A 1636-nucleotide genomic window follows, 5' to 3' on the forward strand; every position below is an offset into this window, starting at 1 on the left:
ACCGCCTCGTCGGCATCCTCCACGGATGCCTCAAGACCCGCACCCTCTACGACGAAGCAACCGCCTGGTCGCACCACACCCAATCCCACGCCGCTTGACACCCAAACGACATGGGGTGTCTGACCAGTCGATCACACCGGTGAGCTCGCCGTGGCTCCACAGGACGTTGCCCGCCCAGAAGTCGAAGTGCGTCAGCACGCGTGGTTCGGCGGCGAGTATTTCGGCGTGGGCGTCTGCGACGGGGCCGGCGGGGCTCTGGTCGAGCCGCCGGGCGTGTGCGGCGTTGGCGGTGGCGACGCCGTCACGGAATCCGGTGAGGGCGGCGGTCGGGACGGCGTGCAGCCGGGCCAGGGCGCGGCCGAGTTGTGCGGCGGCGGCGTGTGGGTCGGAGGGCAGGATGTCGGGACGTCCCGGCAGGACGGTGATCAGTGTGGCCGGACGGCTGGTGCGGCCGTCCGGGTCGGCGGCCAGCAGGCGCGGCGCGAACCCGTCGAGGCCGGCGAGTGCGGTGAGGGTGCGGGCCTCGTTCGCGGCCGCGTCGTCCCCGGCGGGGAACCGGCGCAGCACCGCCCGGCCCGTACCGTTTTCCAGCAGGTGCGTGTCGGCGTGCGAGCCTCCAGCCAGGCGCCGGACGACCCGGGCGGGCTGGTCTGCGCCCATGGCGGTCCCGGCCCATGCGAGCACGCCGGGGTCGGTGGTGTTCACCAGGCACACCGTAGCGGCCAGACGCCGGCGATCAGACAGCGAAGCCCAGGGTGCCTATGGCGCCCCGGCACGCGGCTCGGTGGCATCGGCCGGCTTGGCCAGGCTTCCTGTACGTCGTGGCCTTCGATGTCTGCGAGGGCCATGACAAGGCGCGCGTACTGGCGTGGCGAAGGACAGGCCACATTGCAGTCCCGTCCTTCGGGTGAGTTGTGGTGTGAGACAGCCGGCAGCGTGCTCTCGGGGCTGGGGCTGGGTGAGCGGGTAGGAGTCAGTGCCGGGCTCGATGATGGTGGCATCGAAGGAGAGGCGCTGGCCTCGTCGCCGCGCTTGTCGTCCGTGACAGGCCGGAGGGCAGGGCGGAGGGCAGGGCGATCACCCACTGGGCGTGGTCGTATGGCCGGGTGAGGAGACGTTGCCGCGTGCCCGGGGGTCGCTGACCCGAGAACGGCGAGCACGTCATCGAGTGCCGGCGGCCCTCGTGCGGCGCCAGCCGCCAGTTGTCTTCGTTGATGGAGGCTCGTACGCCGTGGAGTGCGGCATCAACCGTCTCAAGCGCCACCGGGCAGTAGCCACCTGGTACGGCAAGCTCTCCGTCCGCTACCAGGCCACTCTGGAGATCACCGCCAGCAACGAATGGCTCCACCGACTTCGAGACACGCCTTAGCCACGAAAGATCGAGGCTAACGCTTAGTTGGCACGCCTGCGGGGCACCAGAAGCCAGTGCGTTAGCCGCCCAACTTTGCGACCTCGCCGGTTCTGACACACTCAGCGGCACGAGGTGTCCAGATGGGAACGCGGCCAACGCTGTCAATCCCCTGAAAGCGTGGAGACGGTGTTATGCCACTTCGGCCCTGAGCTGGGCCGTTGAAGCTTCCCGTGCTTCTGTCATCCGCTGCTCGAACGTGATCGGGGCGAGCCCGTCGTTGGCGCT

General features: G+C 69.6%; 1 protein-coding gene. It reads right to left on the reverse strand.

Annotated features, from left to right (window positions below):
- Positions 1 to 30: 30 nt before the first annotated feature.
- Positions 31 to 705, reverse strand: a complete 675-nt coding sequence (locus ABGB11_RS42310) for an aminoglycoside phosphotransferase family protein (RefSeq protein WP_347641346.1) — start codon at positions 703 to 705, stop codon at positions 31 to 33.
- Positions 706 to 1636: the final 931 nt, after the last annotated feature.

The organism is Actinomadura sp. B10D3 (assembly GCF_039871695.1).
Taxonomy (GTDB): domain Bacteria; phylum Actinomycetota; class Actinomycetes; order Streptosporangiales; family Streptosporangiaceae; genus Spirillospora; species Spirillospora madurae.